The sequence below is a fragment of the Streptomyces sp. NBC_00335 genome, from assembly GCF_036127095.1.
Classification (GTDB): domain Bacteria; phylum Actinomycetota; class Actinomycetes; order Streptomycetales; family Streptomycetaceae; genus Streptomyces.
The window spans coordinates 3614304-3640872 of the sequence record NZ_CP108006.1 but is presented as its reverse complement, the minus strand read 5'-3'; the positions used below and the strand labels follow the sequence as shown (position 1 = coordinate 3640872).

At 71.6% G+C, this 26569-nt stretch carries 25 protein-coding genes; 13 read left to right on the top strand and 12 right to left on the bottom strand.

Features of this window, described 5'->3' with window-relative positions; all coding sequences use genetic code 11:
* Nucleotides 1-196: 196 nt before the first annotated feature.
* The 7 genes from OHA37_RS16240 (at nt 197) to OHA37_RS16210 (ending at nt 8353) form a co-directional block, all read left to right on the top strand.
* On the top strand, nt 197-1015 hold the full coding sequence (locus tag OHA37_RS16240; RefSeq protein ID WP_266905831.1) for a redox-sensing transcriptional repressor Rex: 819 nt from the start codon (nt 197-199) through the stop codon (nt 1013-1015).
* Nucleotides 1012-2853, top strand: coding sequence for a glutamyl-tRNA reductase (locus OHA37_RS16235; protein ID WP_266905829.1), 1842 nt, complete (start codon nt 1012-1014; stop codon nt 2851-2853). Before OHA37_RS16240 ends, OHA37_RS16235 begins: the two co-directional genes overlap by 4 nt.
* Nucleotides 2850-3818: a hydroxymethylbilane synthase gene (gene hemC / locus OHA37_RS16230; RefSeq protein ID WP_266905827.1), complete on the top strand. Its 969-nt coding sequence runs from the start codon at nt 2850-2852 to the stop codon at nt 3816-3818. Before OHA37_RS16235 ends, hemC begins: the two co-directional genes overlap by 4 nt.
* The gene (locus tag OHA37_RS16225; RefSeq protein WP_266905825.1) at nt 3815-5482 is read left to right on the top strand and encodes a bifunctional uroporphyrinogen-III C-methyltransferase/uroporphyrinogen-III synthase; all 1668 of its coding nucleotides are present in this window, start codon (nt 3815-3817) and stop codon (nt 5480-5482) included. The genes hemC and OHA37_RS16225 overlap by 4 nt, the downstream gene beginning before the upstream one ends.
* 155 nt (nt 5483-5637) lie before the next feature.
* The gene (gene hemB / locus OHA37_RS16220; RefSeq protein WP_266905823.1) at nt 5638-6639 is read left to right on the top strand and encodes a porphobilinogen synthase; all 1002 of its coding nucleotides are present in this window, start codon (nt 5638-5640) and stop codon (nt 6637-6639) included.
* Nucleotides 6640-6821: 182 nt separating this feature from the next.
* Nucleotides 6822-8012: an acyltransferase family protein gene (locus tag OHA37_RS16215; RefSeq protein ID WP_266905821.1), complete on the top strand. Its 1191-nt coding sequence runs from the start codon at nt 6822-6824 to the stop codon at nt 8010-8012.
* 71 nt (nt 8013-8083) lie between these two features.
* On the top strand, nt 8084-8353 hold the full coding sequence (locus tag OHA37_RS16210) for a DUF1876 domain-containing protein (RefSeq protein WP_266905819.1): 270 nt from the start codon (nt 8084-8086) through the stop codon (nt 8351-8353).
* A gap of 68 nt (nt 8354-8421) precedes the next feature.
* On the opposite strand, the gene OHA37_RS16205 is transcribed toward OHA37_RS16210, so the two are convergent.
* Together OHA37_RS16205 and OHA37_RS16200 are read right to left on the bottom strand one after the other, a co-directional pair.
* Nucleotides 8422-9165 carry an ABC transporter permease gene (locus tag OHA37_RS16205; protein WP_266912846.1) on the bottom strand — a complete coding sequence of 248 codons (744 nt, stop codon included), beginning with the start codon at nt 9163-9165 and terminating at the stop codon, nt 8422-8424.
* 89 nt (nt 9166-9254) lie between these two features.
* Complete coding sequence (locus tag OHA37_RS16200) at nt 9255-10217, bottom strand: ATP-binding cassette domain-containing protein (protein ID WP_266905817.1); 963 nt, start codon at nt 10215-10217, stop codon at nt 9255-9257.
* A gap of 113 nt (nt 10218-10330) precedes the next feature.
* On the opposite strand from OHA37_RS16200, the gene OHA37_RS16195 reads away from it, so the two are divergent.
* Entirely contained in the window at nt 10331-11092 is a 762-nt protein-coding gene (locus tag OHA37_RS16195) for a TetR/AcrR family transcriptional regulator (RefSeq protein ID WP_266905815.1), read from the top strand.
* On the opposite strand, the gene OHA37_RS16190 is transcribed toward OHA37_RS16195, so the two are convergent.
* On the bottom strand, nt 11070-11255 hold the full coding sequence (locus OHA37_RS16190) for a DUF397 domain-containing protein (protein WP_266905813.1): 186 nt from the start codon (nt 11253-11255) through the stop codon (nt 11070-11072). The genes OHA37_RS16195 and OHA37_RS16190 overlap by 23 nt on opposite strands.
* A complete protein-coding gene (locus tag OHA37_RS16185; protein WP_266905811.1) occupies nt 11252-12076 on the bottom strand; it encodes a helix-turn-helix domain-containing protein in 825 nt (274 codons plus the stop codon). The genes OHA37_RS16190 and OHA37_RS16185 overlap by 4 nt, the downstream gene beginning before the upstream one ends.
* A gap of 111 nt (nt 12077-12187) precedes the next feature.
* On the opposite strand from OHA37_RS16185, the gene OHA37_RS16180 reads away from it, so the two are divergent.
* The 3 genes from OHA37_RS16180 to OHA37_RS16170 are packed head-to-tail and all read left to right on the top strand — an operon-like array spanning nt 12188 to nt 15420.
* Nucleotides 12188-12583: an ATP-binding protein gene (locus tag OHA37_RS16180; protein ID WP_266905809.1), complete on the top strand. Its 396-nt coding sequence runs from the start codon at nt 12188-12190 to the stop codon at nt 12581-12583.
* Nucleotides 12584-12619: 36 nt separating this feature from the next.
* Entirely contained in the window at nt 12620-12994 is a 375-nt protein-coding gene (locus tag OHA37_RS16175; RefSeq protein ID WP_266905808.1) for a hypothetical protein, read from the top strand.
* Nucleotides 12991-15420: a tetratricopeptide repeat protein gene (locus OHA37_RS16170; protein ID WP_266905807.1), complete on the top strand. Its 2430-nt coding sequence runs from the start codon at nt 12991-12993 to the stop codon at nt 15418-15420. The genes OHA37_RS16175 and OHA37_RS16170 overlap by 4 nt, the downstream gene beginning before the upstream one ends.
* On the opposite strand, the gene OHA37_RS16165 is transcribed toward OHA37_RS16170, so the two are convergent.
* The 5 genes from OHA37_RS16165 to argS all read right to left on the bottom strand — a co-directional run bounded on the left by OHA37_RS16165 (nt 15410) and on the right by argS (nt 19708).
* Entirely contained in the window at nt 15410-15862 is a 453-nt protein-coding gene (locus tag OHA37_RS16165; protein WP_266905805.1) for a hypothetical protein, read from the bottom strand. The two genes, OHA37_RS16170 and OHA37_RS16165, sit on opposite strands and share 11 nt — an antisense overlap.
* Entirely contained in the window at nt 15859-16395 is a 537-nt protein-coding gene (locus OHA37_RS16160) for an RNA polymerase sigma factor (RefSeq protein WP_266912844.1), read from the bottom strand. The genes OHA37_RS16165 and OHA37_RS16160 overlap by 4 nt, the downstream gene beginning before the upstream one ends.
* 2 nt (nt 16396-16397) lie before the next feature.
* A complete protein-coding gene (locus tag OHA37_RS16155; RefSeq protein WP_266905803.1) occupies nt 16398-16829 on the bottom strand; it encodes a DUF3995 domain-containing protein in 432 nt (143 codons plus the stop codon).
* Between the two features lie 117 nt (nt 16830-16946).
* Entirely contained in the window at nt 16947-17744 is a 798-nt protein-coding gene (locus OHA37_RS16150; RefSeq protein ID WP_266912842.1) for a VOC family protein, read from the bottom strand.
* Between the two features lie 179 nt (nt 17745-17923).
* A complete protein-coding gene (gene argS / locus OHA37_RS16145) occupies nt 17924-19708 on the bottom strand; it encodes an arginine--tRNA ligase (protein ID WP_266905801.1) in 1785 nt (594 codons plus the stop codon).
* 202 nt (nt 19709-19910) lie between these two features.
* Here argS and lysS point away from each other — a divergent pair, with 202 nt between their 5' ends.
* The gene (lysS, locus tag OHA37_RS16140) at nt 19911-21650 is read left to right on the top strand and encodes a lysine--tRNA ligase (RefSeq protein ID WP_266905799.1); all 1740 of its coding nucleotides are present in this window, start codon (nt 19911-19913) and stop codon (nt 21648-21650) included.
* 86 nt (nt 21651-21736) lie between these two features.
* On the opposite strand, the gene OHA37_RS16135 is transcribed toward lysS, so the two are convergent.
* From OHA37_RS16135 to OHA37_RS16125, 3 genes are all read right to left on the bottom strand, one after another.
* A complete protein-coding gene (locus OHA37_RS16135) occupies nt 21737-23152 on the bottom strand; it encodes a DUF2637 domain-containing protein (protein ID WP_443046173.1) in 1416 nt (471 codons plus the stop codon).
* Nucleotides 23153-23331: 179 nt separating this feature from the next.
* Nucleotides 23332-24117, bottom strand: coding sequence for a DUF3558 family protein (locus OHA37_RS16130; RefSeq protein WP_266905795.1), 786 nt, complete (start codon nt 24115-24117; stop codon nt 23332-23334).
* Between the two features lie 147 nt (nt 24118-24264).
* Nucleotides 24265-25158: a DUF3558 domain-containing protein gene (locus tag OHA37_RS16125; RefSeq protein WP_266905793.1), complete on the bottom strand. Its 894-nt coding sequence runs from the start codon at nt 25156-25158 to the stop codon at nt 24265-24267.
* A gap of 170 nt (nt 25159-25328) precedes the next feature.
* On the opposite strand from OHA37_RS16125, the gene OHA37_RS16120 reads away from it, so the two are divergent.
* On the top strand, nt 25329-26522 hold the full coding sequence (locus tag OHA37_RS16120; protein WP_266905791.1) for an RtcB family protein: 1194 nt from the start codon (nt 25329-25331) through the stop codon (nt 26520-26522).
* Nucleotides 26523-26569: the final 47 nt, after the last annotated feature.

Here is a 26569-nt window from a genome sequence, read left to right as displayed (position 1 = left end):
CCCTTCGGGAATTGAACGGGTTCGGCGTGTCGTTGGTTCCCGGTCCATACGCCCAAGGCGCGTGACCCCGGTCACTTTGGTCGGACAAAGCGGACACAATCTTTGTGCACGCGTTCACAAAGACATAGCCTGCATTCGACGGGGTGGTCCTGGGACAAGTGGCCACCTGCAGCCCCGCTCATCCCGCAGGAGCATCGTGGCAACTGGCCGAACTCACCGACCGGCGACCCGCAGCCGAGGTATTCCCGAGGCCACTGTCGCCCGGCTTCCGCTGTACTTGCGTGCCCTCACCGCGCTCTCCGAGCGATCGGTGCCCACGGTGTCCTCCGAGGAGCTGGCCGCGGCCGCCGGAGTCAACTCCGCGAAGCTCCGCAAGGACTTCTCCTACCTCGGCTCCTACGGGACCCGCGGCGTCGGGTACGACGTGGAGTACCTCGTCTACCAGATCTCCCGCGAGCTCGGGCTGACCCAGGACTGGCCGGTCGTCATCGTCGGCATCGGCAACCTCGGCGCCGCGCTGGCCAACTACGGCGGTTTCGCCTCGCGCGGCTTCCGCGTGGCGGCGCTCATCGACGCCGACCCGGCCATGGCCGGCAAGCCGGTGGCGGGCATGCCCGTGCAGCACACCGATGAGCTGGAGAAGATCATCGAGGAGAACGGCGTCTCGATCGGGGTCATCGCGACCCCGGCGGGGGCCGCCCAGCAGGTCAGCGAGCGGCTGATCGCCGCCGGTGTCACCTCCATCCTGAACTTCGCGCCGACCGTGCTGTCCGTCCCCGAGGGCGTCGACGTGCGCAAGGTCGACCTGTCGATCGAGCTCCAGATCCTGGCCTTCCACGAGCAGCGCAAGGCCGGCGAGGAAGCGGCCGCCGCCGCTGCCGCCGGGGTTCCCGCCCCGGGCACCGGCACCGGTGCGGCTCCGGCCGCCGCCGTCGTGCCGCCCGCCGGACGGGCCGCCGCCGTCGCACGGAAGGGCGGCCCCGAGGGGGACGTCCCGGCGGTGATGCCGGCATGAGTCTGCTCGTCGTTGGGCTGAGCCACCGCAGTGCGCCCGTGAGCGTGCTGGAGCGCGCTTCGCTGGCCGCCGATGCCAAGGTCAAACTGCTGCACGACACGCTGGCCGCCGAGCCTGCGGCGGAAGCGGCGGTGCTCGCCACCTGCAACCGGATCGAGCTGTACGCCGACGTGGACAAGTTCCACGCCGGTGTCGCCGAGCTGTCGACGCTGCTGGCGCAGCACAGTGGTGTCGCGCTGGAGGAGCTCACTCCTTATCTCTACGTGCACTACGAGGACCGGGCCGTCCACCATCTGTTCTCGGTGGCTTGCGGGCTGGACTCGATGGTCGTCGGCGAGGGGCAGATCCTCGGGCAGATCAAGGACGCGCTGGCGCTGGGGCAGGAGCTCCATACGGCCGGGCGGCTGATCAACGATCTTTTCCAGCAGGCACTGCGTGTGGGGAAGCGGGCGCACTCCGAGACCGGGATCGACCGGGCCGGGCAGTCGCTGGTGACCTTCGGGCTGGAGCAGCTCGCCGTGCGGGTGCCGGTGGAGGAGTGGGCCGCGGGGAAGCGGGCGCTCGTCATCGGGGCCGGGTCGATGTCTTCGCTGGCGGCGGCGACGTTGGCGCGGGTCGGCGTCGCCGAGGTCGTGGTCGCCAACCGGACCACCGAGCGGGCGGAGCGGTTGGCCGGGATTCTGGTTGCCTCGGGCACCGGGGTGGCGGCTTCGGCCATTGCGATGTCCGGGGTCGCCGATGAGCTGGCCCGGGTCGATGTCGTCGTGTCCTGTACCGGGGCCACCGGCTTGGTGCTGACCGGGGATGACGTGGCCGCGGCCATGGAGGAGCGCCCTGCGGGGGCTGTCCCCTACCCGCCCTTCCACCGTTCCCCGGAGCTTCGCCCCGGACCCGATGCGGGTGCGGCGCCGTTCCCGGGGGCCGGCCCCCGGACCCCCGCGCCTCAAACGCCGGCGGGGCTGGATTTGGCTGCGGCCGGTTCGTCCGTGCGGCTGGATTCGGCTGAGCGGCAGGATGTCGCGGGGCTGGATTCCGTCGACGCCGCTCTCGTCGCGCGGCTTGCCGTGCTGGCGGGGGAGGGGCGGCGGATTGCCGATGCCGGGGCCGTGCGGAGCAAGGTGGTCGTCGAGGAGCGGGACGGGTGTCCTGTGGGGCTCGAGGCGCTGGCTTCCGATCCTGGGCGGACCGCCGATGGGCGGGCCGCGCTCGCCGGGGTGGACGCCGGGTCGCTGGAGCTGCACGGGACCTGGGCCGACCAGGGCGAGGCCGCCGCGCAGCGGCAGCAGCCGCGCAAGGGCGTACGGAGCCAGGTGGACGCGCAGCCCGTACGGCTCGCGCTGCTGGACTTGGCCATGCCGCGCGATATCGATGCCGCCGTGCACCGGATTCCGGGCGTGCGGCTCGTCGACATCGAGTCGCTGGCCGAGGCGAGCGCCGATGCGCCCATGGCCGCCGACGTCGACGCCGTACGCGCGATAGTGGCCGCGGAAGTGGCCGCCTTCGGGGCCGCTCAGCGGGCCGCGCACATCACGCCCACCGTGGTCGCCCTGCGCGCCATGGCCGCCGAGGTCGTCGCCATGGAAGTGGCGCGGCTCGACGGACGGGTGCCCGATCTCGACGAGCGGCAGCGGGCTGAAGTGACTCAGACCGTGCGGCGCGTCGTCGACAAGCTCCTCCACGCGCCCACCGTGCGCGTCAAGCAGCTCGCGAGCGAGCCCGGCGGCGCCGGGTACGCCGAGGCGCTGCGCGAACTCTTCGATCTCGACCCGCAGACGGTGGCCTCCGTCAGCCGGGCCGACGAGGCTGACAAGAACCACGACTCAGGACGGGCATCATGAATCCACGTCTCGACCAGCCGCTGAGGCTCGGCACGCGGCGCAGCAAGCTGGCCATGTCCCAGTCCGGGCATGTCGCCGAGGCGGTACGGGCGATCACCGGCCGGCCCGTCGAGCTCGTGGAGATCACGACCTACGGTGACGTGTCCCGCGAGAGCCTTTCGCAGATCGGCGGCACCGGCGTCTTCGTCACCGCCCTGCGCGAGGCCCTGGTGCGCGGCGAAGTCGACTTCGCCGTGCACTCGCTGAAGGACCTGCCCACCACGCAGCCCGACGACCTCGTGATCGCGGCCATGCCGCAGCGCGAGGACCCGCGCGACGCGCTCGTCGCCCGCGACGGCCTGACCTTCGAGCAGCTGCCCGACGGTGCGCGGATCGGCACCGGCTCGCCGCGGCGCAGGTCGCAGCTGCACGCTTACGCCAAGTCGCTGGGGAAGGTCATCGAGACCGTCGCCATCCGCGGCAACGTGGACACCCGGATCGGGTTCGTGCGCAGCGGCGAGCTCGACGCCGTCGTGCTGGCCGCCGCCGGGCTCAACCGGATCGGCCGCGGCGACGAGGCCACCGACCTGATCTCCGTGGACAACATGCTGCCCGCGCCCGGCCAGGGCGCCCTGGCCGTGGAGTGCCTGGCGTCCGACACGGACCTGATCTCCGCGCTCGCCGAGCTCGACGACCCGTACACCCGGGCCGCCGTGACCGCCGAACGCGCCCTGCTCGGCGCCCTGGAGGCCGGCTGCAGCGCCCCCGTGGGCGCGCTCGCCGACCTGCTGGCCGACGGGCAGATTGTCAATGAGATGCGCCTGCGGGGAGTCGTGGGAACCCTCGACGGTTCCACGCTGGTGCAGCTGTCCACCACCGGTCCCGTGCCCCAGTCGTACGACGAGGCCATGGCGCTCGGCCGCGAACTCGCGGACGAGATGCTGGCCAAGGGCGCGGCCGGTCTGATGGGGGAGCGGTCGCTTTGAACCCCACAAGCCCAACCACCTCCGCGTGTCCGTCCGTCGCCGTCCAGGGGCACGTCACCTTCCTCGGTGCCGGCCCGGGCGACCCGGGACTGCTGACGCTTCGCGCCGTGGAGGCCCTGGCCGCCGCGGACGTACTGATCGCGGAGCCCGAGGTGCTCGAAGTCGTACGTACGCATGCGCGCGCGGGGGTGGACACGCCACAGCTGACGGTTGCTGACGAGAAGTCAGCAGCCGCCGGTGTCCCGGTCATCCGAGACGCCGCCAATCTTGTCATGGAGGCCGCGCGCTCCGGCAGGCGGGTCGTCCGTGCCGTCACCGGCGACCCCGGGCTCGACGGGAACGCGGCCGAGGAGATGCTCGCCTGCGCCACCGGCGGCATCCCCTTCGAGGTCGTCCCCGGCGTCGCGACCGCCGTCGGCGTGCCCGCGTACGCCGGTGTTCCGCTGGCCGGCAAGCAGGGTGCGGACGTGAGGTTCGTGAACGCGCGGACCGCCTCCGCGCGCTGCTGGACCGAGGTGGGCGCCAGCGACGGCATCCTCGTCGTCTCCGCGACGCTGGAGACCGTCTCGGCGGCCGCGGCCGAGCTGATCGGCGCGGGGCGCAAGCCCGACACCCCGCTCACCGTGACCGTGGCCGGCACGACGACCCGCCAGCGGACGTGGAGCGCGACCCTGGGCACCATCGCCCAGGTGTTCAAGCAGGGCAAGATCCTCCCCTCGCCCGAGGGCGCGCGCTCCGTCATAGCCGTGGTCGGTGAGCACGGCGCCGTCGCGCGCCGCGAGGAACTGTCCTGGTTCGAGTCGAAGCCGCTGTTCGGCTGGCGCGTGCTCGTCCCGCGCACCAAGGAGCAGGCAGCCTCGCTCTCCGACCAGCTCCGTTCGTACGGTGCGGTGCCCCACGAGGTGCCGACCATCGCCGTGGAGCCGCCGCGCACCCCGCAGCAGATGGAGCGGGCGGTCAAGGGCCTGGTGACGGGCCGCTACGAGTGGATCGCCTTCACCTCCGTCAACGCCGTCAAGGCCGTGCGCGAGAAGTTCGAGGAGTACGGGCTCGATGCCCGGGCCTTCGCCGGCATCAAGGTCGCCGCCGTCGGCGAGCAGACCGCCGCCGCGCTGGTGGAGTTCGGCGTCAAGCCCGACCTCGTGCCCAGCGGCGAGCAGTCCGCTGCCGGTCTGCTGGAGGACTGGCCGCCGTACGACCCGGTCTTCGATCCGATCGACCGCGTCTTCCTGCCGCGCGCCGACATCGCCACCGAGACCCTGGTCGCCGGGCTCATCGAGCTCGGGTGGGAGGTCGACGACGTCACCGCCTACCGGACCGTGCGCGCTTCGCCGCCGCCGCAGGACACGCGTGAGGCGATCAAGGGCGGCGGCTTCGACGCCGTGCTCTTCACGTCGTCGAGCACCGTGCGCAACCTCGTCGGCATCGCCGGCAAGCCGCACAACGTCACCGTCATCGCGTGCATCGGCCCGGCCACGGCCAAGACGGCCGAGGAGCACGGGCTCCGGGTCGACGTGCTGTCGCCCGAGCCGAGCGTGGGCAAGCTGGCGGAGGCCCTCGCGGAGTACGGGGCCGCGCGCCGCGAGGCCGCGAAGGAGGCCGGGGAGAACGTGTACCGGCCGAGCGAGCGGCGGCCGGGGGCGCGCAGGCGCCGTACGACCTGATGGCCGCCTTAGCGGTGTTAGTGGGCAGGGCCCGGGTGCGATGCGCGCCCGGGCCCTGTGGCATGTTCGGGCCCGTGTCGGACCCCGGCCCGATCGACGGGACACCGCCTAGGCTTGTCCCGACTGCTGTCGAAGCTCGAAGAGGCGACTAGAAGATGAGCACGTACGGATCCTTCCCCGGCTCGCGGCCCCGCCGGCTGCGCACCACCCCGGCGATGCGGCGGATGGTCGCGGAGTACCGGCTGCACCCCTCGGACCTGATCCTCCCGGCGTTCGTCCGGGAGGGCATCAGCGAGCCGCTCGCCATCTCGGCGATGCCGGGCGTGGTCCAGCACACCCGGGACACGCTGCGGAAGGCCGCCGTGGAGGCCGTCGAGGCCGGGGTCTCCGGGATCATGCTCTTCGGCGTACCGGCCGACGAGAACAAGGACGCGCGGGGCACGGCGGGCACGGAGCCGGACGGGATCCTGCAGGTCGCGATCCGCGACGTGAAGGCGGAGGTGGGCGACGATCTGGTGATCATGTCCGACCTGTGCCTGGACGAGTACACCGACCACGGGCACTGCGGGGTCCTGGACGAGCACGGCCGCGTGGACAACGACGCGACGCTGGAGCGCTACGCCGAGATGGCGCAGGTGCAGGCCGACGCGGGCGTCCACGTGGTGGGTCCGAGCGGGATGATGGACGGCCAGGTCGGCGTCGTCCGCGACGCGCTGGACGAGACGGGCCACGAGGACGTCTCGATCCTCGCGTACACGGCCAAGTACTCCTCCGCCTTCTACGGTCCCTTCCGCGAGGCCGTCGCGTCCTCGCTCCAGGGCGACCGCAAGAGCTACCAGCAGGACCCGGCGAACGCCCGGGAGTCGCTGCGCGAGCTCGCCCTCGACCTGGAGGAGGGCGCCGACATGGTGATGGTCAAGCCGGCCGGGCCCTACCTGGACATCCTCTACCGGGTCGCGCAGGCGGTGGACGTCCCGGTGGCGGCGTACCAGATCAGCGGCGAGTTCGCGATGATCGAGGCGGCGGCGGAGAAGGGCTGGATCGAGCGCGACCGGGCGATCCTGGAGACCCTGCTCGGCATCAAGCGGGCGGGCGCGGACACGATCCTGACGTACTGGGCGACAGAGGTCGCGCAGTGGCTGCAGGCTGAGCGGTAGGTCCGAGCAGGCGGAGGAGGGGCCCGGGCGGGGATGCCCGGGCCCCTTCGCGTGCGCCGACGGGGAGCGGCCGGAACCGGCCCGCCGGACGTGTTGAGCGGGCCGCGAGCGGGCGCCGGTACAAAGGCGCTCACCTGCCGAATCAGGGCCGCACCGCAGGACCACATCCCCGAAGGAAGCCCATGGCCACTGACCAGATCTCGACCGGTTCTGCGCCGACCCGCTCCAGAACGGCGCCGCCCCGTACCGACGCACCGCCGCCCCGTACGACCCGGCTCGACTCGCTCACCGGCCTGCGGTTCCCCGCCGCGCTGCTGGTCTTCGCCCATCACGCCTTCCTCCCCATACCCCCGCTGCGGCTGCTGGCGGACGACGCCACCGAGTACCGGCTGGCCGGCTGGTTCACCCAGGCCGGCGGGCTCGGGGTGACCTTCTTCTTCGTCCTCAGCGGGTTCGTCCTGACCTGGTCGGCCCGGGACCGGGACACCACGACGGGGTTCTGGCGGCGCCGGTTCGTGAAGATCTACCCGAACTACGTGGTCACCTGGGCGCTCGCCCTGTCCCTGTTCGCGCTGTACTACACCTCCGCGGGCGTCGCGGTGGCCAACCTGTTCATGGTGCAGGTCTGGTGGCCCGAGTTCATGACCAACTTCAGTGTGAACGCACCGAGTTGGTCCCTGGCCGTGGAAGCGGTGTTCTACCTCTGCTTCCCCGCCCTCTTGGCGGGCTTCCGGCGGATCGACCCCGGCCGCCTGAAGTACTGGATCACCGGCACGATCGCCGCGGTGGTGGCCACCCCCGCCCTCGCGTACGCCCTCTTCCCGAGCGGCGACCGCATCCCCAGCGGCCACGACAGCTCGGTCTCCCAGTACTGGTTCAGCTACGTGCTGCCCCCGGTCCGCATGGCCGACTTCGCCCTCGGCATCCTGGTGGCGCTCGCCGTGAAGCACGGGCGCTGGCGCAACATCGGCATGATCCGGTCGAGCCTGCTGCTGGCCGCCGGCTACTGGCTGACCTTCCACGTGCCCTACCTCTACGGCCAGCGCGCCGTGCTGATCGTGCCGATCGTGCTGCTCATCGCGGCCGCCGCGAGCGCGGACATCGAGGGGCGGCCCAGTGTGTTCCGCCACCGCGCGATGGTCTGGCTGGGCGAGATCTCCTTCGCCTTCTACCTGCTGCACTACATCACGATGTGTTCGCTGCGCTGGGCGCTCGGCGAGGACCAGATGTACTCGCTCCCCGTGACCCTGGGCCTGCTGGCGGGCGTCGGAGCGGCCACGCTCCTGATGTCCTGGGGGCTCTTCGCCTGGGTCGAGACCCCGCTCGTACGCCGCTTCGGCCGCTCGCGCCGCCGTACGCAGACCGCCGGCTGAGCCGATTCGCATCGCCTCCCGCGCAGGTGCACCCTGGAGACAGGGTGCACCGAACCCGGAGGTGATGCGCCATGACCACGCTCGTCGGGTGGCATGTGGAGCTCGAATTCACCGAGGAGGGCCACCGAACCAGTGCGGCGGCCCTGGTCAGACTCGGGGACGGCTCCGAGATACGGGCGCACGGCTATGCCATGCGTCACCCCTCCGACCCGGAGCAGCTGAGGGTCGGGGAAGAGATCGCGGGCGCTCGCGCACTGATGGACATCGCGTCCCAGATGCTGCAGAAGGCCCACTCGGAGATCGACGCGGCGACGGGGCGGCACTCGTACCCGCTGCACTGAGCGACGCGTCGGGATGCGGGCGCGGTGTGCCGTGTCGGCGCACCGCGCCCGCCCGCGCCGTCCGCCGCCTACCGCGTCCGCCGTTCGAAGAGCACGGCCGACAGGGCCACGGACACCACGCCGATGCCCGCGCACCACGCCAGGGCCACCCAGGGGGCGTCGCCCGCCGGCCGGGCCAGGAGCAGGGCCCGGAGGGACTCGATCACCGGGGTCAGCGGCTGGTGGTCGGCGAAGCCGTGGAGCCAGCCGGGCATGGTGTCGATGGGGACGAACGCGCTGGACGGGTACGGCAGGAACATCATCAGGAAGGTGAAGCCGCCCGCTGCCTCCGGGGTCTTGGCGAGCAGCCCGAGCGTCGCGGCCAGCCACGAGATCGCGGTGATGTACGCGACCAGGAGCGCGGCCGCGGCCAGGTAGCCGCGCAGCGAGGCCTGGGGGCGGAAGCCGATGGCGAGGGCGACGGCCAGGACCAGGCCGGTGGACACCAGGTTGCGCAGGACCGAGGCGGCGACGTGCCCGGCCAGGATCGGGACGCCGCCGATGTCCAGGGACCGGAAGCGGTCGATCACGCCTTCCTTCATGTCGGTGGCGACGCTGACGGCGGTGCTCGCCGCGCCGAAGCCGGCGCAGAGCAGCATCGCTCCCGGAACCACGTAGGTCACGTAGGTCGTGCCGGTGTCGATGGCTCCGCCGAAGAAGTAGACGAAGATCAGCATCAGCATGACCGGCAGCATCAACGCCGTGATCAGGACGTCCGGTTGGCGGCGGCTGATGCGCAGGCTGCGCCCGGTGAGGGTGTGGGCGGCCGCGATGACGCCGGGGCGGGTCGTCACGGACGCGGAAGCGGAAGCGGGTGCGGAAGCGGGGGCGGACGTGGTCGCTGGAGTGGTCGTGGAAGTGGTCACGGAGCGGCTCCCGTCAGGGTGAGGAACACGTCGTCGAGGGTGGCGCCGCGGACCGAGAAGCGGTCCACGGCCGTGTGGTCGGGGTCGAGTTCGTCGAGCAGGGACCGGACGTGGGCGGCGCTGCCGTCGGTGGGCAGGCTGAGGCCGAGCTCCTCCGGTGCGAGGGTGAGGCCCTCCGCGACGGCCGCGGGTTCCCCCGCCGAGAGGCGGAGCGCGCGCGGGGCCAGTGCGTCGTAGGCGGTCCGGCTGGCGAGGGTCAGGTCGAGGCGGTGGCCCGCCACGCGGGACTTGAGCTCCCCGGGAGTGCCTTCGGCGGCGATCCGTCCGCCGGCCAGGACGGCCACGCGGTCGGCGAGGCGGTCGGCCTCCTCCAGGTACTGGGTGGTGAGCAGCACGCTGGTGCCGTCGGCGCGCAGTTCCCGTACGAGGTTCCACAGGTCCTGGCGGCTGCGCGGGTCGAGCCCGGAGGTCGGCTCGTCCAGGAAGATCACTTCCGGTCGGGAGACCAGGCTCGCGGCGAGGTCGAGGCGGCGGCGCATGCCGCCCGAGTAGGACTTCGCCGTGCGCCCGCCGGCCTCGGCGAGCCCGAATCGTTCCAGCAGCTCGTCGGCCCGCGCCCGGGCCGCGCGGGGCCGCAGCCCGTGGAGCCGGCCCATCATGCGGAGGGTCTCGGCGCCGGTCTGGAGCTCGTCGACGGCCGCGGACTGCCCGGTGAGGCTGATGGAGCGGCGAACGCGGGCCCGCTCGGACGCGGTGTCGTGACCCGCGACCCGCGCGGTGCCGGAGTCGGGCTCGGTGAGGGTGGCGAGGATCCGGACGGTGGTGGTCTTCCCGGCGCCGTTGGGTCCGAGGAGGGCGAGGACGCTGCCGCGCGGGACGGCGAGGTCGATGCCGTCGAGGACGCGCAGGGCGCCGTAGGACTTGGTCAGAGCAGTGGCGTGGATGCCGAGGTCGTCCATGGCGGACTCCGTTCTGCGTTCTGCGTATGGGTTACGCGCCATTGCGTAAGTAATACACAGAACTAGGATGTGCGTCAACGACTCATGACGGACGGACGGGGGAGGGAGCGGCCATGGTGAAGGAAGCGGACGACGACGGCACCGGGCTCCCGGCGAGCCTGGCGATGGCCTGGGGCCTGCGCGAACGGCCCGGCAAGGGCCCGCGCCCCACCCTCACGCTCCAGCGGATCGTGGACGCGGCGGTCGCTCTCGCCGCGGGGGAGGGGATGGACGCCGTCTCCATGGGGCGGGTCGCCAAGGAGCTGGGCGTCTCGACGATGTCCCTCTACCGGTACGTCACGGCGAAGGAAGAGCTCTACATCCTGATGGCGGACGCGGGTGTCGGCACCCCGCCGGAGCCGTCCGGGGTTTCGGGCTGGCGGGAGCTGCTGTCGGAGTGGGCCTACGCGCAGCGGGCCGTCCTGATGGCCAACTCCTGGATCGTGCGCATTCCGCTCAGCGGAGCGCCGGTCAGCCCCAACCAGCTCGCCTGGATGGAACGCGGGCTCGCGGCGATGGCCGGGACCGCCCTGAGGGAGGGCGAGAAGGTCTCGGCGATCATCCTCATCGGCGGGCTGGTCCGCAACGAGGCGACGATGGTCGCGGACATGATCGCCGCCATCGTGAAGTCGGGCGTCTCACCGGACCAGGTACTGGGTCAGTACGTACGCACCCTGCGCCTGATGACCGCCCCGGACACGCACCCGGCGGTGACGCGCCTGCTGGAGTCCGACGCGTTCACGGGCGCGGACGAGCCGGACTTCCAGTTCCGCTTCGGCCTGGACCGCATCCTGGACGGCCTGGCCGCGCTGATCAGCGAGCGGTCCACTCCGTGAGGGTGGCCCAAGCGGCGGGGGTCAGGTTTAGCACCGGACCGTGCGGGACCTTCGAGTCGCGGACGTGGATCCGGGTCGCGCAGGTTGCGACCGCCACCTCCAGGCAGTTGCCGCCGTCGCTGCCGCTGTAGCTGGACTTGAACCACGTGAGGTGGGTGCTCATGGATCTCCTAGCAGCCGGTTCAACAGGTCCCTGGTTTCCTCGGGGTTGAGGGCCTGTGTGCGCAGCATGGCATACCTCTGGGCGAGGATGCTGACCTCATCCAGGTCAGAGACGACCAGGCTGCCTCGCTGGCTTTCGACGTACGCGATGTGCTGGTAGTTCGGGGTCTCCAGCAGGACGAACGGACCGTCCAGTGCTGGATGGCCGGTACGGTCCAGTGGCAGGATCTGGATCGAAACGCCGCGCCATTCGGAGCAGGTCAGCAGGTGGCGGAGTTGCTCCTGCAGGACCGCCCGGCCGCCGAGTGGGCAGGCGAGGGCGGGTTCCCAGATGACGAAGCTGGCTTGCATCGGCTTCTCGCGGCGCAGCGTCGTTTGGCGGTCGAGCCGGGCCGCCGTCTGGTCCGCGATCTCGCCCTCGGTGTAACGAGGTGTGCGGCTGCGGAAGACGGCCTGTGCGTACGCCTCGGTCTGGAGCAGACCGGGGATGACCTGGTTCTCGTACGAGGACAGCGCGACGGCCCTTTGCTCCAGGTTGATCAGCGGCTCCGCCCAGGGCGGGATCACGTCGATCTGAGGCATCTTGTGCGCGGCGACCGCGAACACCCCGGGAAGCCCCAGGATCTGGTCCAGCAGAACGGCCACGTCCGGCATCAGCGGTCGTCTGCCCTGCTCGATGGAGGCGATGCTCTCCTCCTGGAGTCCGACCAGCTTGCCGAGCTCCTTCTGGGTCAGTCCCTTGGCGATCCGGCAGACGGCGAGCTGCTCGCCGACCATCCGCATCGCCGTCGCATTGGGCCGTGCCCGCTTCCTTGGTGGCATGAATGTGAACTCCCCACCTGCGCCGGTGAAGTACCCGTACCAACCCGTACTGATTACGAGTACGGGTTGCCGTACTGCTCCACGCTAGTCACGTAACGCGACGATCGGCGGGTGAACCTTCATACTCAACCCGCCCTGGTGCAGGAGCGCCTCTACTTGCGCTCACCCCAAACCATCCGCGCCGCACGCCACTTCACACGTGACACCTTGGACGCGTGGGGCAGGGCCTCCCGGCGGGACGACCTGTTGCTCTGCGTGAGCGAGCTCGCGACCAACGCGCTGCGGTACGGGGTCCCGCGCGGCCGGGGCTACCTGCTGCGACTGCTCACGTACGACGGGACCGTCCGCATCGAGGTGCACGACAGCGGGCCCGGACTGTCGCGGATCGGGGAACGGACGGCCGGGCGGGGGCTGCTCCTGGTCGGGGCGCTGGCCGACGCGTGGGGGGTGCTGCCCCGGGCGCCGGGGAAGGTCGTCTGGTGCGAATTCCGGGGGGCCGGCTGCTAGCTTCGACTCTCGGGAAATCCTGGCCGAGGGGGATCAATGTCGCGTCCACTGCGGTGGGTTGTGGTCGTCGTGGGGACGGGGATCGCCTTCTTGGTGGGCTTCCGGCTGGGGGTGTGGGACCCGTTCGGCTGGCTGCCGGAGAAGGACTCCGACCGGGTGTCGGCCGCCGCAGGATTCGGCGGGGCGATGGCCGCGGTGTGTGCGCTGGTCGGCGGGTGGTGGGCCGGCGGCGGCGGCGGGGAGAACTCCCTGAGGCAACGGGCGCGGGCCTCCGGCACCAGCCAGGTCACGCAGACCGGGGGCGGCGGCTCCGGCCCGGTGGACCAGCGGGCGCGCGCCGACGGGGACTCCCGCGTCCAGCAGACGGCCGCCGGCGGCGGTGAGCAGCCGGATCCGGAACCTGCTCCGTGAGCGTCGAGCAACGGGCGCAGGCTGAGGGGTCCTCGACGGTCATTCAGGTGTTTGGGGACTACACCGCTGCCCCGGGGCCCGGGGCCGGTCCCGTACCCCAGCCGCCGGCGGCGCCGGGGCTGCCCGCTCCGCCTGCCGCGCTCGTGGGGCGGGACGGGCCGGTCAAGGTGCTGGCGGACCTGCTCGACGAGGGCGGGGCTCCGGTGACCGTCGTGGCCGGGCTTCCGGGGGTCGGCAAGAGTGCGCTGGCCGTCGCGACGGCCCATCGGGCGTTGGAGTACGGGTGGTTCGAGGAACGGTTGTTCTTCCTCCAGCTGCACGGCTACGCCCCGAACGGCGCGGTGAGCGGGGCGCAGGCGGTGCGGGAGATGCTGCGGTACCTCGGCGTCGGGGACGCGGACGTACCGCCGTCCCCCGAGGGGCAGGTGGCGCTGTACCGGGCCCGGCTGGCCGCGCTGGCGCGGGCCGGGCAACGGGTGCTGATCGTCGCGGACGACGCGGGGGCGGTGTCCCAGGTGCAGGACCTCGTACCGCCGGACGGCACGCATCGGCTACTGGTGACCTCGCGGCACCGGCTGGTCGCGCCGGGGTTCGCCGCGAGGGTCGTCGGGCTGGACGAACTGTCGGCCGGGCCCGCGGCGGAGCTGATCGCCGGTGCGCTGCGGCGGACCTGGCCGGAGGATCCGCGCCCGGCGCGGGAGCCCGAGGCGCTGGCGCGGGTGGCAGACCTCTGCGGGCGGCTACCGCTCGCGCTGACGGTGGCGGGGGCGCTGCTGGCGGGGGATCCGGGGCTGGCGGCGGGTGAGTTGGCGCGGCAACTGGCCGAGGCGAGGACCCGGCTGGAGACGCTGCACGTCGAGGGCCACGTGCCGGTCGGGGTCCGGGCCGCGTTCGACCTCTCGTACGCAAGGCTGCCTGCGGACCAGGCGCGGATCTTCCGGCTGCTGACGGTGGCGCCGGGGCCGGACTGTTCCACCGCGTTCGCTTGGCTGCTCGCCGGGTACGAGGGACTGCCCTCGGTCGAGGGCTACGCCGAGGTGAGGCCGTCCCTGGCCGCTCTCGCGGGGGCGAGCCTCCTCTCGGAGCAGCCGGTCGGTTCGGGGCGTTGGCGCATGCACGACCTGGTGCGGCTGTACGCGCGGGACCGGGCGGAGGAGTGCGCGCAGGAGGACGGCCGGGAAGTGGCGGCCGAGCGACTCATGGCCGCTTTCCTCGGCACCACCCGCAAGGCGGTCCGCGTGCTGGGCATCGGCCCCGCGAAGGCCGAGGACGAGAAGCTTCCCCCGATGGCCGCGGCGCTTCACTGGATGGACGCGGAACGCGCCGTGCTGGTCGCCGCCGTGGGGTGGGCCGCAGAGGCTGGTTGGCCCGAGGCCGTCTTCGCGCTGACCGACGCGCTGGGCCCCTACCTCGCCGTCTACGGTCATGCACCGGACGCGGTGATGGTGGCGGGGGATGCTCTCGAAGTGGCACGGTCAACCGGTGATCGCTGGTTGACCGGAAGCATGCTGGCGAACCTCGGCAGCGCGCTCAACGAATCGTGGCGGGCCGAGGAGGCGATCGGACCGTTGACGGAGGCTCTCGCCGTCTTCCGTGAGGCTGAGGGGCGGGAAGGGGAGGCCAATGTCCTGGACCTCTTGTCTGCCGTCTTCCGGAAGACGGGGCGACTCGAAGAGGCCAGGGCAAGGAGCGAGGAGGCCCTGAAGATCTTCCGCGAGCTGGGGAACCGGCAGGGGGAGGGCTTCGCCCTGTTCCATCTCGCCAACGCTCTGGACGACCTGGGGGAGCAGGCCGAGGCCGTCGAAATGTGCAGACAGGTGGTGAGTTGCATGCGCGAGACCGGCGACCGGCACCGCGAGGCCTCCGGATCGCAGCTTCTTGCGAAAGTGCTGTGGGGGGCCGGGGAGCGGGAGGAGGCCCAGGCCGTATGGGAAGAGACGCTCTCGATGCTGCGCGGCCTGGGGCGCAGCACAACCGTGGCGCATGTGCTCACGGAACTGGGCAAAGCGCTGTTGGAAGACGGGCAATCGACTGAAGCGCGCGTGCGCTACGCGGAAGCACTGGTCCTGTTCGAGGCCACCGGGGACCAACAGGGCGAAGCGGTGACGACGGGCGTCCTGGGCGCGATCTGCCTGCTGGAGCACCGGTTCACGGAAGCGCTGGAGTCGTACGAAAGGGCTGCGTCCCTCCTGGCCGACACGGAGCAGTGGAGGAGCGAAGCCCAGGCGCAATTGGGTCGCGGAGCCGCGCTGCTGGGCCTGGGGCGACGGGCCGAGTCCGTCGAAGCCCTCGACCGGGCGGCCGCTCTGTTCGCCCTTGCGGGCGACGGCGAAGGGGAAGCAGCAGCGTGTGCCGATGCGGTCCGGCTCGCTGTGCTCACCGAAGTCCGGCCGCCCCGGCGCTGGTGGGACCGCCTCAGGCGCTGAGCCGTACCGCCAATCTGGCCATCGCCGTGCGGAGTTCCCGCTCCGCGCCCAGCGGGACGATCGCCGCGCGGCCCGGGACGCGGAGGCCGCCCGTCAGGGCGACCCGGGTGCCGCCGCCGGGCTCCGGGGTGGCGGCCATGCCGATGATCAGGAAGCGGCTCTGGAGCCAGCACCAGCCCGGGCGCAGGACGCCGTGGAAGTGGGCCCGTAGGCCGTACGTGCTGCGGGCCAGGGCCTCCACGCGGTCTCCGTCGAGGCGGAGGACCCGCACGGTGCGCATGTCGGGCTGGAAGCGGCCGAACTCGCCCTCCAGGTCCGACATCACCGCCCAGACGGCCTCCAGGGGGGCGGGGAGGGTCGCTTCGACGACCCGGGCTCCCGGGACGCCGGCCGCCATGATGCGCAGGCGGGCGACCGGATCCACTTCGTGTTCGGATGTCATGCGGACCACGCCTTCCTGAAGCTTGTACGGGCCCGGTGCAGCCGGGACTTGGCGGTGCCCGGCGGGACGCCGAGCAGGGCGGCGGCGGACTCCTCGTCGAGGCCTTCGACGTCGCGGAGCACGAGGACGGCCCGGTGGGCGGGGGAGAGGCGGGCCAGGACGTCCTCGATGTCGGCGGCCAGCTGCGGATCGTCCCGGGCGGGTACGTCGGCCAGTTCGGCCGGGCGGTCGCGGGAGGCGCGCCGGGCGGTGCCGACGGCCTCGCGGACGGCGATGGACCGGACCCAGCCGTACAGGGCCTCCGGGTCTCGGAGCGAGCGCAGGGACCGGAAGACCGCGAGCAGCGCCTCCTGCGTGGCGTCGGGGCCGTCCGCGAGGGCGATCGGTTGGCAGATCCGGGCGACGTACGGGGTCAGGTGGTCGAGGAGGTCGTGCAGCGCGAGGGTGTCTCCGGCCCGGGCCGCGCGCGCGAGGGCGACTCCGCGGTCGCGGGCGGCGGGGGTGAGGGGACCCGCGGCGGGGCTGCCGTGCATGCTCACCGGGCCCGGGCCAGCCGGGCCGCGGCCCAGCCGAAGCCGAGGCAGGCGGGGGTGTACAGGGCGAGGTTGAGGGCACGGAACGGGCCGTCCGCCGGGCTGTCGAGGAGACCGGCGGCCCAGCCCAGGCCCGCGAGGCCCCGTACGGCCAGCCCGGCGGCGACGGCGGCCGTCACCAGGCGGGCGGGCCGCCCGGCCCGGCCGTGCGCGTGCGCGAGTACGGCGGCGGCCGCGGTCAGGGTGAGCGCGGCGAGCGGCAGGACCACGGGCGGGCCGAAGGACACCTCGGAGCCGAGCACGGCCAGGGACAGGGTCCGCTCGTCGGGGGCGGGCCAGGTCAGGCCGGTGGCCCAGTACAGGTGGACCAGCCCGTCGGCGGCGAGCAGCGCGGCGAGCACGCGCCCGGTGCGTAGGCGTGTCGTGTCCTTCATGGTGTGCCCCCTCGGTGATGAAACGCTCCGGCAACGCTCCGGCACACAGAGGAGGGGGCCCACGGGGGAAACGTCCCCCGTGAGCCCCGTCACATCAGGAGGCGGGCGGCGGCCCGGTCAGGCGGGCTGCTCCGGGGCGGTCGCCGTGATGACCGAGAAGCCGCCGCCCTGCGGGTCGGCGAGGACCGCCATCCGGCCCGCCACCATGTCGAAGGCGGGAGCCATGACCGTGCCCCCGGCGCGGACGGCGGCCGCCTGGACGGAATCGACGTCATCGACGTGGAAGTACGGCATCCAGTGCGGCGGAACCCCCGGCGGAAGCTTGTCCATGTTCATCATCCCGCCGACCGCGCGGCCGCCGACCTGGAACTCCGTGTACCCGTCGGCGCCCGGCATCGAGGACTCGGCGGTGGTGACGGGCAGGACGGCGGTGTAGAACGCGACCGCGGCGGGGACGTCGCCGGTGGTCAGCTCGTTCCAGATGAGCGCGCCGTGCTCGTTGACGATGCCCGCTCCGTCGAAGGTGCCGGCCTGCCACAGGCCGACGACGGCGCCGGTCGGGTCGACGATGACGGCCATCCGCCCGAGGTCCATGACGTCCATCGGGCCCATCATGACCGTGCCGCCCGCGTCGGTGACCGACTTGAGGGTGGCGTCGATGGCGTCCGTGGCCAGGTACGTGGTCCACACGGTCGGGGGCATCGGGTCGGGGATCGTGCCGTCCGGGTTCATCGCCTTCATGATTCCGGCGACCGGCTTGCCCTTGAGGGTGCAGACGGCGTACCCGCCGGTCTCGGGCGGGCCGACCTCGCCCTGCCAGCCGAAGAGGTCGCAGTAGAAGTCGATGGCGGCCTGCTGGTCGGGAACCATCAGGTCGATCCAGCAGGGGGTGCCGGCCTTGTAGGGGCCGTTCATGTCGGGCACGGGGCCCTCCGTGGGGGTGGGTAGGGGATGGACGGGCCGTCCCCTACCCGGCAGGTGTGGCTGAAATCGGACCGTACGGGTGAACCGGGTCCGGGCGACGCCCGCACGTACGGCGGCCCCCGTCTCCCGGTGGGGGAGACGGGGGCCGCCGTTGCGCCGTAGCCCCGGGGTCAGAGCTTCTCGGGGGTGCGGATGCCGAGGAGGGACATGCCCTTGCTGAGGGTGCGCGCGGTCAGCTCGCACAGGAACAGGCGGTTCTCGCCGACGACGAGCTCGGGCTCGGGCTTCACGACCGGGCACTGCTCGTAGAACGTCGCGAACAGCGAGGACAGCTGGTAGAGGTACGCCGCCACCTTGTGCGGGGCGTGCTCCGCGGCCGCCTCGGCGATGAGCTCGCCGAAGTGGTCCAGGTGCAGGCCCAGCGCGCGCTCGGCCGGCGCCAGCTCCAGCTCCGGGTGCGCGACCGGCTTGCGGTCGCCCGCCTCGCCCGCCTTGCGCAGGATCGACTTGATGCGGGCGTACGCGTACTGGAGGTACACGGACGTGTCACCGGTCAGCGAGACCATCTGGTCCAGGTCGAACTTGTAGTCGCGCGCGGCCGAGGTGGACAGGTCCGCGTACTTCACGGCGCCGATGCCCACGTACTGGCCGTTCTCGACGATCTCCGCCTCGCTCAGACCGATCTTCTCGGCCTTCTCCCGGACGACGGCCGTGGCCCGGTCGACGGCCTCGTCGAGGAGGTCCACCAGCCGCACCGTCTCGCCCTCACGGGTCTTGAACGGCTTGCCGTCCTTGCCCAGCACGGTGCCGAAGGCCAGCTGCACGGCCTTGACCTCGTCGTTCAGCCAGCCCGCCCGGCGAGCCGTCTCGAAGACCATCTTGAAGTGCAGGGACTGCCGCGCGTCCACCACGTAGATCAGCTCGGTCGCGCCCAGCGTGCCCACCCGGTCGCGGATCGCCGAGAGGTCGGTCGCGGCGTAGCCGAAGCCGCCGTCGGACTTCTGGACGATCAGCGGGGTCGGGTTGCCGTCCGGACCCTTGACGTCGTCGAAGAACACGCAGAGCGCGCCGTTGGAACGGACGGCCACGCCCGAGTCCTCCAGCAGCTTGCAGGTCTCCACCAGCATGTCGTTGTAGCCGGACTCGCCGATGACGTCCGGGTCCTGGATGTCCATGTCCAGCTTGTTGAAGACGGAGTAGAAGTAGATCTTCGACTCGTCCACGAAGCGCTGCCACAACGCCAGCGTCTCCGGCTCGCCCGCCTGGAGGTCCACCACCCGGGCCCTGGCCCGCGTCTTGAACTCCTCGTCGGAGTCGAAGAGCGTGCGCGAGGCCTTGTACAGGCGGTTCAGGTTGGACATGGCCTCCTCGCCGGAGACCTCCGCGCCGTCCTCGGACTTGTGGTCCAGCTCGTGCGGGTGCTCCAGCAGGTACTGGATGAGCATCCCGAACTGGGTGCCCCAGTCGCCGATGTGGTGACGCCGGACCACCTTCTCGCCGGTGAACTCCAGGATCTCCACCATCGCCGCACCGATCACGGCGGACCGCAGGTGGCCGACGTGCATCTCCTTGGCCACGTTCGGCTGCGCGTAGTCGATCACCGTCGTACCCGGCTTCGCCGCGAGCGGCACACCGAGACGGTCGTCCGCGGCGCGGGCCGCCAGGGTCTCGACGATCGCCCGGTCGGTGATGGTGATGTTGAGGAAGCCCGGACCCGAGACCTCGATCTCCCGGATCAGGTCACCGGTGTCGATGCCCTCGACCACGGTCGTCGCCAGCTCGCGCGGATTGGCCTTGGCCTTCTTCGCGAGCGCCAGGATGCCGTTGGCCTGGAAGTCGGCCCGGTCGCTTCGTCGCAGCAGCGGGTCGCTCGCACCGGCGTCCGGCAGGGCGGAGGCGAGTGCGTCGGCGACGCGCTGGTTGACGGAAGAAGCGAGGGAAGGGACCGAGGCCATGAGCTGCCGTTCCTGTGAGGTCGTGCCTGACGTTGTGCCGGTGGGTGCACTTGGGCGTTCCGACAAGTGCCGAGTATCCCACGCGAGGGCTGTCCACATCCCGGGATATACCGGGGATCGGGCCGCGCCGATAAACCTCGGAGTGCTCCCTTCCGTCTGGGAGAATGGCGAGAAGCCAGCATTCGAGAGAGAAGGACGTGTCGTGGGTCAGAGCGCCCCGAGCAGCACCGAGACCGACTGGGTCTCCCGTTTCGCGGACGAGGTCATCGCCGAGGCGGAGCGCCGAGCCCCGGGCAAAACGATCGTCGTCGCGTCCGGCCTCTCCCCCTCCGGCCCGATCCACCTCGGGAACCTCCGCGAGGTCATGACCCCGCACCTGGTCGCGGACGAGATCCGCCGCCGCGGCCACGAGGTCCGCCACCTCATCTCCTGGGACGACTACGACCGGTACCGCAAGGTCCCCAAGGGCATCCCCGGCGTCACCGAGGAATCGCACGCCCAGCACATCGGCCGCCCGCTGACCGCCGTGCCCGCCCCCGAGGGATCCGCGTACCCGAACTGGTCCGAGCACTTCAAGGCCGCCATGGTCGAGGCGCTGGCCGAGCTCGGCGTCGAGTACGACCCGATCAGCCAGACCGAGCAGTACACCGCCGGCACCTACCGCGAGCAGGTGCTGTTCGCGATGAAGCACCGCGGCGACATCGACGCGATCCTCGACCAGTACCGGACCAAGCAGAAGCCCGGCGGCAAGAAGCCCCAGCAGAAGCAGGTCGACGAGGCCGAGCTGGAAGCCGCCGAAGGCTCCGGCGCGGCCGCCGAGGACGACGGCAGCGCCGACGGTACGGAGTACTTCCCGTACAAGCCGTACTGCGCTGAGTGCGGCAAGGACTTCACCAAGGTGACGTCCTACGACGACGAGACCACCGAGCTGACCTACGTCTGCACCGAGGACGAGTTCACCGAGACGGTCAAGCTCAGCGAGTTCAACCGCGGCAAGCTGGTCTGGAAGGTCGACTGGCCCATGCGCTGGGCCTACGAAGGCGTGATCTTCGAGCCCTCCGGCGTCGACCACTCCTCGCCCGGCTCCTCCTTCCAGGTCGGCGGCCAGATCGTCGGCATCTTCGGCGGCGAGCAGCCGATCGGCCCGATGTACGCCTTCGTCGGCATCAGCGGCATGGCCAAGATGTCCTCCAGCAAGGGCGGGGTCCCGACCCCGGCCGACGCGCTGAAGATCATGGAGCCCCAGCTGCTGCGCTGGCTCTACGCCCGCCGCAAGCCCAACCAGTCCTTCAAGATCGCCTTCGACCAGGAGATCCAGCGGCTCTACGACGAGTGGGACAAGCTGGAGGCCAAGGTCGCCGACGGCTCCGTGCTGCCCGCCGACGCCGCCGCCCACGCCCGCGCCGTACGCGTCGCCGCGCACGAGCTGCCGCGCACCCCGCGCCCGATGGCGTACCGGACGCTCGCCTCGGTGGTCGACATCACCGGCGGACACGACGAGCAGACCCTGCGCATCCTCAGCGACCTGGAGCCGGAGCGGCCGCTGACCTCCCTCGACGAGGTCCGCCCGCGCCTGGACCGCGCCGAGAACTGGATCACCACCCAGGTCCCGGCCGACCAGCGGACCCTCGTGCGCGAGGAGCCCGACGCAGAGCTCCTGTCCTCCCTGGACGACGAAGGACGCGAGTCCCTGCGCCGCCTCCTCGACGGACTCGACTCGCACTGGTCCCTCGACGGGCTCACCACGCTCGTCTACGGCGTGCCCAAGGTGATGGCCGGCCTGGAACCCGACGCCAAGCCCACGCCGGAGCTCAAGATCGCCCAGCGCACCTTCTTCGCGCTGCTCTACCGGCTCCTCGTGACCCGGGAGACCGGGCCGCGCCTGCCCACGCTGCTGCTCGCGGTGGGGGCGGACCGGGTGCGCAAGCTGCTCGCCGGCTGAGGCTCCCCACGGACGCGGGAAGGGCCCGCACCCCTCGGGGGTGCGGGCCCTTCCCATGCCCCTCTCCGGGGCCCGGGGGCACGGGGCTACGCGATGTGCTCGTTCTCCAGCTCGGTCTGGTAGCGCTGCTTGAGCTGCGGGAAGATCTTGCGGATCAGCGAGGCGCTGCGCGGATGCACCACTCCGTACCGGTCGGCCAGCACTATGTCGAGCTGCTCCGCGGTCAGGACCTCGCCGTTCTCCTCCAGGTGGGAACGGAAGACCTCGTACGCCGCCTCCGCGAACTTCACGTCGTCGTCGCTCGGCGGCTCGCCCTCCAAGAAGGCCTCCTCCTGGCGGGGACCCGGTATCGGCAGCTCCTGCGGCTCGTGGGCCTGCACCGGGGCCTGCACCTGGGCCTGCTCCGGCTCCTGCTGCTCCGGGCCCGTCGGGGGCATGACCGGGGTCGGCTCCAGGCCCTCGACGTACTGCGGGTTGTAGCCGCCCTCGTACGCGGCCTGCGGCGCGCGGGGCGCCGCGAACCACGCGCTGTTGTGCGCGGCCGGCATCGCGGTCGGGTCCACCACGAACGGCGCGGCGTCGGGATGACCCTGAGCAGCCATGGAGGCCCCGCCCGGCACCTGCGCGTACTGGGGATCCGGCCCGGCGAGCTGATGGGGCTGCCCGGCGTCGGCGGGGAGGGGGCCGGGGCCCGCGACCGCCACGGCCGTGCCCGGCGCGGTGCCCGGAGCCGTGCCCGATGCCGGCTGCTGCGCGGCCTCGGCGCCCGCCGTGAGGGCCGGGGCCGTCGGGTCCGGGCTCGGGGCCGGGGGGATGAGGAGGGGGTCGATGCCCGCCGCGGCCAGGCCCTCGGGGGCGGTCTGCGCGAGGGGGACGCCTATCCGGGCCAGCTTCAGCGGCATCAGGGCCCCGACGGGGGCCTTGCGGCGCCAGGCGCGGCCGTAGCGGGCCTGCAGGCGGGCCTGGTAGATCAGCCGGTCCTGCTCCATGCCGACGGCCTGCTCGTAGGAGCGCAGCTCCCACAGCTTCATCCGGCGCCACAGCTTGAAGGTGGGGACGGGGGACAGGAGCCAGCGCGTGATGCGGACGCCCTCCATGTGCCGGTCCGCGGTGATGTCCGCGATCCGGCCCACCGCGTGCCGGGCCGCCTCCACGGTGACCACGAACAGGATCGGGATCACCGCGTGCATGCCGACCCCGAGGGGGTCGGGCCAGGCGGCCGCGCCGTTGAAGGCGATCGTCGCCGCCGTCAGCAGCCACGCCGTCTGGCGCAGCAGCGGGAACGGGATCCGGATCCACGTCAGGAGCAGGTCCAGCGCGAGCAGGACGCAGATGCCCATGTCGATGCCGATCGGGAAGACCAGCGAGAAGGAACCGAAGCCCTTCTGCAAGGCCAGGGCGCGCACGGCGGAGTAAGAACCGGCGAAACCGATCCCCGCGATGACGACGGCTCCGGCGACCACCACACCGATCAATATCCGGTGCGTACGAGTCAGCTGCATCGCGGCCACCCGCGATCCCCTCCCCTTGTCGAGCTACGGCAGGGCACAGCGTACGCGCGTACGGGCCAGGGGACGTCGGCGGTCCGGACCCGGGGCTTCCGGGCACCGGTCCGCCGACGGCGCGGTGGGTCCTGGGAGTTCGAAGGCGGGGTGTCCTAGGCGTTCGAAGGCAAGACGTCCTAGGAGTTCGAAGGCGAGGGCGACTGCTCCGGCTGACCCGACTGCTCGGGCTGCTTCGCCTCGTTGGCGGCCGCGACCGAGGCCACGGTCTCCTTCGTCGCCGCGATGGCGTCCTGGAGCAGCTTGGCCTGGTCGGGAGCGGTCGCTCCCTCGTAGGCCGTGCCGTTGTAGTCGAGGGTGATGACCACGTTGTGCGTGCGGGCGATGACCGAGGTGTTGAAGAAGTCGCCGTCCTTCTTGGTGGTGAAGGTGACGGTGGCGGCCTGGTCGCCGATGCCGCCCGCCTCCTCCGGCTTCACGTTCTCCGCGCCCTCGACGGCCTTCGCCTTCTCGACCTGCTTGGCGTACTCGTCCTCGGCGCGCTTGCTGCCGGTGCCGACCGAGGCGAGGGAGTCGTAGCGGACCAGGGAGATCGAGAGCCAGCGGTACTGCGAGCCCTTCAGGCCGGCCTCGTCCAGACCGTTCCAGGTGCAGGTGGCACGGCTGGTGAGGTCGTTGGACTTGGCGGCGGTGCCGTTCGCGTCCTTCGCCTTCGGGACGATCGTCTCGATGGTCTTCGCGGCGACCGCCTTGCACGGCTCCGGCAGCGTGGCGTACACGGCCTTCTCCAGCGCCTCCTTGGAGGGCTTGGCGCTCGGCTTGGCGGACGAGGACGCGCCGGACTTCTTGCCGCTGTCGGCACCCGACTTCTCGCCCGAGTCGGACGAGCAGCCGGCGACCGTGAGGATCACCGGGACGGCTGCGCAGGCGAGGACGCGGGTGAGGCGCGAGGCTGATCGGTGCATGATTCCTTCAGACGTTGTGGGTCTTCGTGCGGGCTCGTTCGGTCCCTCTTGCGGGCGCGGGACCCGAGCAACCGTAGCCCGACCCGGCGCCCGGCTGCTGTGCGCGCCGTCACGGCGGTCCCGTACGCCCCCCTGGGACGGGACCGGCTAGTCGTTGAACCGCTCCACGAGGGCCTGCGCCAACTGCCTTGCCCTGTCCTGGGTTTCACCGCTGGGCGGGACCGTGCCGGGCAGCGCGGGCTGGACGCTGTACTCGACGGTGACGATGACATTCGAGGTACGGAACACAATGCGGACCGTGCGCGCCTGGGCGGCGGTGGCCCCGGCGGCGGCGAGCTTGTCGTCGAGGAAGGCCTCGTCGCCGAGCCCTTCGAGGACGCGGGAGCCGAGCTCGGGCGGGGCGGAGGGGCTGGTGGACGCGCCGGGGCTGGTGCTCGTGGCCGGGCTGGTGCCCGTGCCCGTGCTCGCCCCCGTGCTCGGAGTAGGTGCGGGGCTCGGCGTCGCGCCGGGGGCCCCGGATGCCGGTGCCCCGGACCCGGACGGGGTCGGGGTCGGGCTCGCGGACGGCCCCGGGGTGGGCGGCAGGTTGGCGGCGGTGAGCTGGCTGCCGTAGACCTGCCGCGCCTTGTCGTCGTCGCTGGTGGTGGCCCGGTCGTACGAGACCACGCGCTCGAAGCCCACCGACAGCAGCCGGGTCTCGGTCGGCGTCTGCGCGGTCCAGCGGCAGCCGACGCGCCGGTCGGCGTCGTACGAGGCGTCCGCGACCCCGGCGTAGAGCGCTTCGAGGGCCTCGGGGGCGAGGCCCTCGGCGGCCGGGAGCATCGCCTTGACCTTCTTCTCGTCGGCGGCCTTGCAGGGCATGGGCAGGATGCGGTACTTGCCGGGCTGGGCGAGCGTGCCGGAGTTCGTACCGGGCTTCGAGTCGCTCTTGGTTCCGATCCCGCCGTCGCCGTCGGTGCAGGCGGTGAGCCCGGCCGCGAGGGCGGTGAGCATCGCGATGGCTGGCAGGACTCCACGTACTCGTACCGTCTTGCGCTGCACGCTCCACCGGCTCCCTTCGGGAAAATGCGTTGCCGCGGCTGGGGCGCGGCTGGACACAATGTCTATCGCACACGCTGGTGCCGGCGCCGGTCCTCTGTCGTATTTAGGGCCATGAGCGAGGCTTTTGCGTTATCAGACTTTTGTGGTGTTGACGGGGTGTTGAGGGTGAAATGTCGTACGTAGAAGTTCCCGGGGCGCAGGTTCCCATCCGGATGTGGACCGACCCGGCGTCGGTCGAGGACAGCGCGATGCGCCAGCTCCAGAACACCGCCGGCCTTCCCTGGATCAAGGGCCTCGCCGTCATGCCGGACGTGCACTACGGCAAGGGCGCGACGGTCGGCTCGGTCATCGCCATGAAGGGCGCGGTCTGCCCGGCGGCGGTGGGCGTGGACATCGGCTGCGGCATGTCGGCGGTCAAGACGTCGCTGACCGCGAACGACCTCCCGGGGGACCTGTCGGGGCTGCGCTCGCAGATCGAGAAGGCGATCCCGGTGGGGGCGGGGATGCACCGGGAGGCGGTGGATCCGGGGCGGCTGTACGGGTTCTCGGAGCGGGGGTTCGGGGATCTGTGGGAGCGGTTCGACTATGTCGCGGATGCGGTGAAGTTCCGGCGGGAGCGGGCTTTGCGGCAAATGGGGAGTCTCGGCCTCGGAAATCACTATATTGAGCTCAATTTGGACAATCAGGGCGCAGTGTGGCTGACCCTGCATTCCGGATCCCGAGGCATCGGCAACCAATTGGCTGAGCATCACATCGGCATCGCGCGGGGGCTTTCCCATAACCAGGGGCTGGTCGACCGGGACCTGGCCGTGTTCCTCGCTGCGACTCCGGAGATGGCTGCTTACCGCCACGATCTCTACTGGGCGCAGGAGTACGCCAAGTACAACCGTGCCGTGATGATGAGTCTGTTCAAGGAGGTCCTGCGCAAGCAGTTCCGCAAGGCGAAGGTCTCCTTCGAGCAGGAGATCAGCTGCCACCACAACTACGTGGCGGAAGAGCGGTACGACGGCGTCGACCTGCTGGTCACCCGTAAGGGCGCGATCCGCGCGGGCAGCGGCGAGTACGGGATCATCCCGGGTTCGATGGCCACCGGTACCTACATCGTGAAGGGCCTCGGCAACAAGGCCGCGTTCAATTCGGCCTCGCACGGCGCGGGACGGCGGATGAGCCGGACGGCGGCGAAGAAGCGGTACACGGCGCAGGATCTGGCGGACCAGACCAAGGGCGTGGAGTGCCGTAAGGACTCGGGCGTCGTGGACGAGATCCCGGCGGCGTACAAGCCGATCGAGCAGGTCATGGAGCAGCAGCGGGACCTCGTGGAGGTCGTCGCCAAGCTCCGGCAGGTCGTCTGCATCAAGGGGTGAAGCCGAGAGGGGCACCGCACATGCGGTGCCCCTCTCGCGGTGCCCTC

What these genes read in the sequence shown, in the direction of transcription:
- OHA37_RS16195 (WP_266905815.1), top strand. Translation starts at nt 10,331, where the DNA reads ATGGTGAAGGAAGCGGACGACGACGGCACCGGGCTCCCGGCGAGCCTG.
- OHA37_RS16130 (WP_266905795.1), bottom strand. Translation starts at nt 24,117, where the DNA reads ATGCACCGATCAGCCTCGCGCCTCACCCGCGTCCTCGCCTGCGCAGCC.
- OHA37_RS16165 (WP_266905805.1), bottom strand. Translation starts at nt 15,862, where the DNA reads ATGACATCCGAACACGAAGTGGATCCGGTCGCCCGCCTGCGCATCATG.
- OHA37_RS16185 (WP_266905811.1), bottom strand. Translation starts at nt 12,076, where the DNA reads ATGCCACCAAGGAAGCGGGCACGGCCCAATGCGACGGCGATGCGGATG.
- argS (WP_266905801.1), bottom strand. Translation starts at nt 19,708, where the DNA reads ATGGCCTCGGTCCCTTCCCTCGCTTCTTCCGTCAACCAGCGCGTCGCC.
- OHA37_RS16215 (WP_266905821.1), top strand. Translation starts at nt 6,822, where the DNA reads ATGGCCACTGACCAGATCTCGACCGGTTCTGCGCCGACCCGCTCCAGA.
- OHA37_RS16155 (WP_266905803.1), bottom strand. Translation starts at nt 16,829, where the DNA reads ATGAAGGACACGACACGCCTACGCACCGGGCGCGTGCTCGCCGCGCTG.
- hemB (WP_266905823.1), top strand. Translation starts at nt 5,638, where the DNA reads ATGAGCACGTACGGATCCTTCCCCGGCTCGCGGCCCCGCCGGCTGCGC.
- OHA37_RS16120 (WP_266905791.1), top strand. Translation starts at nt 25,329, where the DNA reads ATGTCGTACGTAGAAGTTCCCGGGGCGCAGGTTCCCATCCGGATGTGG.
- OHA37_RS16190 (WP_266905813.1), bottom strand. Translation starts at nt 11,255, where the DNA reads ATGAGCACCCACCTCACGTGGTTCAAGTCCAGCTACAGCGGCAGCGAC.
- OHA37_RS16150 (WP_266912842.1), bottom strand. Translation starts at nt 17,744, where the DNA reads ATGAACGGCCCCTACAAGGCCGGCACCCCCTGCTGGATCGACCTGATG.
- OHA37_RS16200 (WP_266905817.1), bottom strand. Translation starts at nt 10,217, where the DNA reads ATGGACGACCTCGGCATCCACGCCACTGCTCTGACCAAGTCCTACGGC.
- hemC (WP_266905827.1), top strand. Translation starts at nt 2,850, where the DNA reads ATGAATCCACGTCTCGACCAGCCGCTGAGGCTCGGCACGCGGCGCAGC.
- OHA37_RS16160 (WP_266912844.1), bottom strand. Translation starts at nt 16,395, where the DNA reads ATGCACGGCAGCCCCGCCGCGGGTCCCCTCACCCCCGCCGCCCGCGAC.
- OHA37_RS16235 (WP_266905829.1), top strand. Translation starts at nt 1,012, where the DNA reads ATGAGTCTGCTCGTCGTTGGGCTGAGCCACCGCAGTGCGCCCGTGAGC.
- OHA37_RS16210 (WP_266905819.1), top strand. Translation starts at nt 8,084, where the DNA reads ATGACCACGCTCGTCGGGTGGCATGTGGAGCTCGAATTCACCGAGGAG.
- OHA37_RS16175 (WP_266905808.1), top strand. Translation starts at nt 12,620, where the DNA reads ATGTCGCGTCCACTGCGGTGGGTTGTGGTCGTCGTGGGGACGGGGATC.
- OHA37_RS16135 (WP_443046173.1), bottom strand. Translation starts at nt 23,152, where the DNA reads ATGCAGCTGACTCGTACGCACCGGATATTGATCGGTGTGGTGGTCGCC.